General features: G+C 67.0%; 7 protein-coding genes. 5 read left to right on the top strand and 2 right to left on the bottom strand.

What is annotated here, in order from left to right:
* Positions 1–152 precede the first annotated feature (152 nt).
* From AZG88_RS27620 to AZG88_RS27610, 3 genes are all read left to right on the top strand, one after another.
* Positions 153–1649, top strand: coding sequence for a DUF4389 domain-containing protein (locus AZG88_RS27620; protein WP_061699727.1), 1497 nt, complete (start codon positions 153–155; stop codon positions 1647–1649).
* Positions 1646–2188 (top strand): flavodoxin domain-containing protein, encoded by a 543-nt coding sequence (locus tag AZG88_RS27615; protein WP_061699726.1) that lies wholly within the window; start codon positions 1646–1648, stop codon positions 2186–2188. The genes AZG88_RS27620 and AZG88_RS27615 overlap by 4 nt, the downstream gene beginning before the upstream one ends.
* 74 nt (positions 2189–2262) lie before the next feature.
* Positions 2263–2505 (top strand): PLDc N-terminal domain-containing protein, encoded by a 243-nt coding sequence (locus AZG88_RS27610; RefSeq protein WP_061699730.1) that lies wholly within the window; start codon positions 2263–2265, stop codon positions 2503–2505.
* A gap of 15 nt (positions 2506–2520) precedes the next feature.
* On the opposite strand, the gene AZG88_RS27605 is transcribed toward AZG88_RS27610, so the two are convergent.
* Both AZG88_RS27605 and AZG88_RS50645 read right to left on the bottom strand, forming a co-directional pair.
* The gene (locus AZG88_RS27605) at positions 2521–3528 is read right to left on the bottom strand and encodes a potassium channel family protein (protein ID WP_061699725.1); all 1008 of its coding nucleotides are present in this window, start codon (positions 3526–3528) and stop codon (positions 2521–2523) included.
* A 41-nt stretch (positions 3529–3569) separates the two neighbouring features.
* Positions 3570–4109 (bottom strand): universal stress protein, encoded by a 540-nt coding sequence (locus AZG88_RS50645; protein WP_061699724.1) that lies wholly within the window; start codon positions 4107–4109, stop codon positions 3570–3572.
* A gap of 828 nt (positions 4110–4937) precedes the next feature.
* On the opposite strand from AZG88_RS50645, the gene AZG88_RS54275 reads away from it, so the two are divergent.
* A complete protein-coding gene (locus tag AZG88_RS54275; RefSeq protein WP_231914224.1) occupies positions 4938–5873 on the top strand; it encodes a GyrI-like domain-containing protein in 936 nt (311 codons plus the stop codon).
* The coding region (locus tag AZG88_RS27590) for an FAD-dependent monooxygenase (RefSeq protein ID WP_061699728.1) at positions 5870–7249 on the top strand (1380 nt) is incomplete at its 3' end. The genes AZG88_RS54275 and AZG88_RS27590, both read left to right, overlap by 4 nt.

Genomic DNA, 7249 nt, shown 5'->3' with positions numbered 1-7249 from the left:
GGGAGACACGCCCTAGGGCCTTTCGTCCGCGTTCTTTCGTTGCCGCAACACACGCGACCGGTCGGGCGAGGTGGTGACCAATGACCCTGACGCGCCGCTGGAGCCAGGACCCACACTGAGACTTCGGGGACACGGACCGGGAGGAATTTCCTGTGCGAACCGGCAGAGTTGCTGTTCTCGTCTTGGGCTGTCTGAGCGCCCTGACCGGGTTCGCGCTGCTCACTGCCGCGGTGTTTCTGGGGTGGGCCTACTTCATGCAACGCGACGGTGGGCACTTCACCTCGCCGCGTGAGCACTTCGAGACGAGTGAGAGTGCCCTGTTATCGGAGAAGATCGATCTCTTCGAGGGCGCGGACTTGCCGAAAGGGTTCAGCACCGAGGACCTCGGCCGGGTACTGCTGCGAGCCACCGCGACCGATCCCAGCCAGGAGATCTTCATCGGGATCGGCCCTCGTGACGAGGTCGACAAGTATTTCACCGACGTTGCTCGCACCGAGGTGACAGACGTGCAGTTCGATCCGTTCCGACCGACCTATCGGCAGATCCCCGGAACCCGACCCGCGGAAGCACCAGGGGCACAGTCGTTCTGGTCGACCTCTTCAGCGGGTCCCGGAACACAAGAAGTGCGCTGGGAGCTGCAGCAGGGTGCCTGGACGGCTGTCGTGATGAATGCCGACGCCGCCCCCGGGGTGTCCGCCGACATTCAGGCCGGGGCACGCCTCGCCTTCCTCGGACCGCTCGCTCTGAGTGTCCTGATCGGCGCAGTCGTCTTTCTGATCATCGGAATTCCGTTGATCGTGGCAGGAGCAATCGGTCTGGGTCGGCACGGTCCACCGCAACCGCATCCCGTCGGACGGGACGCAGCCGACGACACGTTCGCCGGCGACGTCACCCACCCCCAGGTTCCATGGACCGTCTATCCCACTCGTCTCGTGGGCGAACTCGACGAGCCACTGTCGCGATGGCTGTGGCTGGTGAAGTGGTTACTGGCGATCCCGCACTACTTCGTGCTCTTCTTCCTCGGGGTCGCGTTCGTCGTCACCACCCTGGTGTCCGGATTCGTGATCCTGTTCACGGCGCGGTATCCGCGGGCCCTCTTCGACTTCGGCGTCGGCGTTCTCCGGTGGTGGTGGCGCGTGCAGTTCTATACCTACTCGGCCCTGGCGACGGACCGCTACCCACCCTTCACCCTGAAACGTACCGACTATCCTGCGGACTTCGACGTCGACTACCCCGTGCGGCTGTCCCGCGGACTGGTGCTCGTGAAGTGGTGGCTGTTGGCGATCCCTCACTACCTGATCCTGGCGCTACTCGCGGGAGGGTGGTTCGGGAGCTGGCGTGCCGGAGCGTTCGCCACCGACGGTGCGCACTACGGGCAGCCGTGGCTCATCGGTTCTCTGCTCGGTCTCGTGGTGACCTTTTCGGCAATTGCGCTTCTCTTCACCGGACGGTACCCACACGGTCTTTTCGACTTCGTGATGGGAATCAACCGCTGGGCGTTTCGCGTCGCAGCCTACGCGACCCTGATGCGAGACGAGTACCCACCGTTCCGCCTCGATCAGGGACCATTCGAGCCAGATGAGGCCAGGCCTCACTCGGGCGGAGACGATTCCGGTGCCGACACCTCTCCGGAAAGGCCCCGCCCATGAAAGTACTGGTGGCGTACGCGACAGCGAAGGGCTCGACCCGCGGGATTGCCGAGAGACTCGGGTCGTGTATCGAAGGTTTCGGGCTGGAAGTCGATGTGCGGGCGGCCGCGGATGTGTCACACGTGCACTCCTACGACGTGATCGTTCTCGGTAGCGCGATCCATGACGGGCAGTGGCTCGCCGACGCCTCCGACGCGGTCGAGCGCCTGCGGTCGCAGTTCGAGGGGAAGCGAGTATGGGCGTTCTCGGTGTCGTCGGTGGGCGTCACCAGCACGACCCTGTCCAAGCGGCTGGCGCATTTTCTGCGTCGCATGACACCGGAGCCTCGAGCGGTGCAGTTACTGCGGGATGCGGCCGATGTGCGCGACCACCGATTCTTCGCCGGGGCGATCGCCCCGGGTGATTGGCCAGGATTCGGGCGGGTCGTCTTCAGGCTCATGGGTGGGCACTACGGCGACGCCCGGGACTGGACGGACGTGTGCGCGTGGGCAGGCACCATCGCCGCCGAATCGACCCGGGACACGGAAAGACGGACCTAGATCCAGTGGTCGGCACCGCAGAGGCATTGCTCTCGCGGTACCGGGCCGGTGGAGGTGAGATCGGAGGAGCATCGATGAGTTCATTGAAGAGGCGTGTGACGTGGTCGAGTCTGACTACGCCGCAGCGCGCCGCGCTGGTCGTGGCGGCGGCGGTGCAATTGGTGCTGGCCGTGGCGGCCTGGGCAGATCTGGCGAAGCGTGATCCCCGCGAGATCAGGGGGAGCCGAACGACATGGGCTGCCGTGATCGCGGTGAACTTCATCGGACCCATTGCGTATTTCCGGTGGGCTCGCCGCACCCCGGCGGAGTCACGATGAAGGGCCGGAAACCGTTCAGGGTGAGCCGATTCCCTCACTCTGCTTGACCTCGCGGCGAAGCGCATCGAGCTGCGGCGCGGTTCCGAGCGCAATGACAATGGTATCCGGGTCCAGACGTCGCTCCGGCGGGGGATTGGCAACGAACTGCCCCGTCGGTGACCGCAGCGCCATCAACAGCGAGCCGGTGACCGCCGCGAGGTCCGCTTCCGCCAGCGTCCGCCCGGCCAGCGGCGAGCCAGCCGAGACCTCGACCTCCTCGATCCGGTAGTCCAGTGTCTCGTCGTGCATCACGACGTCCAGGAACTCGGCGACGTGTGGCTGGAGCGCGAAGGCACCCATCCGGCGTCCCCCGATGAGCTGAGGGTTGACGACGCGGTTTGCTCCCGCGCGAATCAGCTTGGATGTCGAACCGTCGTTGCGGGCGCGGGCGATGATGATCAGGTCCGGCCGCAACGCGCGGCTCGAGAGGGTGACGTAGACATTGTCCGCGTCGGTGTCGAGCGCCGTGATCAAAGCGTGGGCACGGCCGATTCCCGCCGCTTCGAGAACCTGGTCGTCCGTGACATCCCCGACTACTGTCGGGACGTCGAGGTCGGCGAGGCGCTCCGGATCTCGATCGACGACGACGACCGGCATCCCGAGCGTGGCCAGGTACTGAACTCCGGCCCGTCCGACCCGGCCGAAACCACAGATGATCGCGTGCCCGGTCATCCGGCTGATGTGTCTGTCCATTCGCCGACGCTCCATGTGCTGACGTAAATGTCCCTCGATGAGTGCTTCGAGGATTACCCCGAAGGTGTACAGAGCCGTACCGGCACCCGCAAGTATGAGCAGGATCGTGAAGATCTGGCCCACCGCACCGAGTGGGTGGACCTCCCGAAACCCGACCGTGCTGATCGTCGTCACGGTTTGGTACAGCGCATCCAGAATGCCGAAGCCCAGGACGACATACCCGAGCGTGCCTGCAACGACGACGAACCCGAAGGCCCCCAGTGCTCGGCCGATCCTCAGGAGGGGACTCATCACGGTCCTCCCGGCCTGCCCGCCGTGGGGTGCCACGGTCACTAGCCTGCGTACCGAAGGCGGCGGTGCGGACCGGCAAAGATGACCGGGCACGTCGCGTGCATGAGGACGCCCGTGGCCGTGCGGCCGAGTATTCCGCGCGGTGCAGCGGGGCCACCGCGTCCGACGATCAGCAACGCGGCCGACGACGAGTAGCGGACCCACACTTCATCCGCCGGCGCCGCCGTGGTGATCGGGTCCACGACGACCTCGAGGAGTGTTGTGAAGGACGTTCCCGCCCGCATCTCCATTCTGATTTCGGTGGTCCCGGGCCGCGTGGGTCCGGAGGCGGCGACGTGGCGGGCGACTTCTGCGGCCTCGGTGAGGTGCATGTGCGCGTCCTGGGCTCGCTGTCGCTCGTGCTCCCCGTGGTGTGCCTCGCCCCGTCGCCCACCTTCGGAGGGATCGTGCACGAAGAGCAGCCGCAGAGGAACACGATGAAGGGCGGCAACTTCCGTCGCCCACGCGGCGGCGTTCAGCGCACCGCGTGAACCGTCGATCCCGACAACGATGTGACGAGGATGATGGGCGGCGTCACTCATTCCATTTTCCGTTTCTCCGGATCGGCTCGGGGCGAAGGCGTGGTCTGGGCAATCCGCGTGAACACCTTGGTCAGTCGATCGACGATCGGGACTGTCAGCGTCACACCGGGCTCGCGCACCCCGATGATCCTGCCGAGTCGGAAATGAACACCTCACTCGTACTGATTCACTACGGCGAGAATGCACGGCAGACATGACGGCTCCGACGTCGACGAACGGGTACGTCTACATCGAAGGCGGCTGGGCGGCATGGCAGTAGGGCCGACGGTCACTATTTGGGGCATTTCTTCAAGGGTGGTGGCCGTTCGCGGAGAGAGGCACTTCGGCCCTGTTCCCACCCGGATCGACACCGCAAGGATCGACCTGGAGCACGGAATACACACGCGTCCGCACACTGGAGAAGCAGGGTGACATGAGCGCGACCACAGCGACGCCGGCGGAGCGGCCGGAGCACCCTCCGTGCGCGGGTCGGCCGAGAGAGAACTCCGCTTTTGCGGAGGGGCCACCAGGCACCGACTTGTGGCCCCCGCCCCGGTATCTCTCCGTTGGCACGATCGGACCCACCACCCGACCCGGGTCCGTCGCCCGGGACCTTCGGCCCTCGCGCCGCCCCACAGGCAGCGGCGATGGTAGACGTATGGGATACCAAGTCGAACTCGTCGAGATCGAGGCACACCCGGCCGGTGTGGTGCGGGACCGCCTCCGTTTCGACCACATCGAGGACTTTCGCGGGCCGGCTTTCGGCGAGGTGGTCACTGTCGCAGAACGGCAGGGCAGGCACGTCGCCGGTGCCCCGTTCGCGCGGTACCGCCAGGCCGAGGACGGGCAGTGGGACGTCGAGGCCGGCTTCCCCCCCACAGCGGCGGCATCGCCGCCCGCGGTCGAGTCGAGCCGACGTCGCAACCGGCGGGCCGCGCCGCCAAAACCCTCCATATCGGGGACTACAAGGGAGTCGGCGCAGCATACGCAGCCGCCACACACTGGATCCCCGAGCACGGCTACGTCCCGTCCGGAGACCCGTGGGAGTCCTACCTGGACGGGTCCGGCGTCGCGGCGCCCCGCACCGAGGTGTTCATGCCCTGCATTCGGAACCCCGCCGTGAACCGGGATCAGGGGCGAGGCGATGCCGTTGCACGCGAGGACGAGACGACGACGGTCTCCAATCCTGGTGCAGAGCACTCCATCCGTGACTCCGAACCACGACGAGTGCCCCTGCGGGTTGCGGCGCCGCGATTGGCCCGGTGTGCCGCGCGTACGGCGAACCTCCTCGCCCGCCGCCGCATTCACCAACCGAAACGGCACAGGGGCCGGAGAATGACCTTCGCTGACGGCACCACCGGAATCGTCTACCGCGAGACCGTCATGAGCGGTGAGTCTCCACCTGATCCGGCGGTCCTCGTCGTCTCCTTCCGACTGCGCGGTGTCCACGGCTGGGGCCACACACTGTTCAGGGCCGAAAGCCTGCTCAACACACCATTGTTCGCGGGGTTCCCCGGATTCGTGTCGAAGCTGTGGCTCACCGCGGACGAAGAGGACCGGTACCGCGGTTTCTACCAGTGGGACGGCGCACGCTCCGCCGAGGAGTACGTCCGGGTGTTGTGGTGGCCTCTCGCGCTGGTGAGCCATCGGTCCTCGATCCGATTCTGCATCTTGCCCGGTCGTCTTCGCGACGACGTTCTCGAAGGCGCCGAGTCAGGAGAGGGCACCGCACCTCCCGACGAGGCGTGGTGGCGGCTCGTCCGGACGGAGACGAAACCGAGATGACCGCGCCGGACGGGCAGCCTCTCGACGTGCTCGTCGTCGGCGCAGGTCCGACCGGACTCGCAGCGGCCCTGATCGCTCACGATCACGGCGCACACGTGCGCATCGTCGACCGCAGACCGGACGCACCCCGATTCTCGCGGGCTTTCCTCGTCCAGCCCCGGACCCTCGAAGTACTGCGGCCGCACGGTGTGACCGATGAACTCCTCGCGCTCGGAGACTCCAACCCGCAGGTGCACCTCCACCTGCGTCGGCGCTGTGTGCCCGTCGACGTGGGTGAAATCCGGCTGCCGGACACCGCATTCCCGAATTTTCTGCTCGTGCGGCAAGCCGACGTGGAAGCCGTTCTGCGACGAGCACTCCGCGGCCGTGGCGTCGAGGTGGAGTGGGAGACGCAGTGCGAGTCCTTCCGGGCGGTCGACGGAGTCGTCTGCGATGTGACGCATCAGGGCATCCGCCGACACATCGCGGCCCGGTTCCTCGTCGGGTGTGACGGCAGCACCAGCACGGTGCGCGCGACGGCCGGCATCTCCTGGGACGGGTCGGTGTACCCGCACGAGATTCTCCTCGCCGACATCGAACTCGAGGGTGACGTCCAGACCGGCGTCACACACGTCGCGGTCCACCGTGACGGGCTACTGTTCCTGCTCCCACTGGGCGAAACCGCTCGCTGGCGGGTGCTCACCGCCCAACCCCCGAACCGCGCGCAGGCCCAGACCGACCGACAGCACCTGCAGAAGATCCTCGACCGGGCTGACGTTCATGCCCGCATCACCCGGATCGCGTGGTCGGAGCGGGTACGGGTCCAGCACCGCGTCGCGTCCCGGTATCGATGCGGGCCGGTCTTCCTCGCAGGGGACGCCGCTCATGCCTTCTCCCCGGCGGGCGGCCAGGGCATGAACACCGGCATCCAGGACTCTGCCGACCTGGGGTGGAAACTCGCGTTCGCGGCACGGCTCCGGCCCGATGGCGACGCCGCCCTGTTGCGGTCGTATGCGGAGGAACGTCGGCGCGCCGCACAGCAGGTGCTGCTGCTGACCCACGTGCTGTTCTGGGCCGAGGCCGGCCGCGGTCGGGTGCCGTCGCTTCTACGCGGCGCCTTCTCCTCCACAGGGGCGCCGCTGGTCCCGGTGCTGCTGCGGCGGCGTCGGCTCGTCGCGCACGCGGTGCGAGTGCTCGCCCAGCTTCGCCGGCACTATCGGCGCGGTCCACTGTCGGTCGAGGGGTCCGGCGATTCCGGTGTCGCCGCCCCGGCCGGTGAACGGATCCCCGACGAGGAGGTGGCCGTCGACGGCGGCCGGCAACGTCTGCACGACCTGATCGCGACGCCGGCAGTGCATGTCCTCCTGCATCGGGACACTCAGAGTGCATCTGAAAAC

The organism is Rhodococcus sp. LB1 (assembly GCF_001583455.1).
GTDB classification, from domain to species: Bacteria; Actinomycetota; Actinomycetes; order Mycobacteriales; family Mycobacteriaceae; genus Rhodococcus_F; species Rhodococcus_F opacus.
Note: the sequence above shows the minus strand (reverse complement) of the source record. Positions and strands in the feature narration are given on the sequence as shown.

Coding starts and splice junctions, on each gene's coding strand:
- AZG88_RS27605 (WP_061699725.1), bottom strand. CDS start 3,528: ATGAGTCCCCTCCTGAGGATCGGCCGAGCACTGGGGGCCTTCGGGTTC.
- AZG88_RS27610 (WP_061699730.1), top strand. CDS start 2,263: ATGAGTTCATTGAAGAGGCGTGTGACGTGGTCGAGTCTGACTACGCCG.
- AZG88_RS50645 (WP_061699724.1), bottom strand. CDS start 4,109: ATGAGTGACGCCGCCCATCATCCTCGTCACATCGTTGTCGGGATCGAC.
- AZG88_RS27615 (WP_061699726.1), top strand. CDS start 1,646: ATGAAAGTACTGGTGGCGTACGCGACAGCGAAGGGCTCGACCCGCGGG.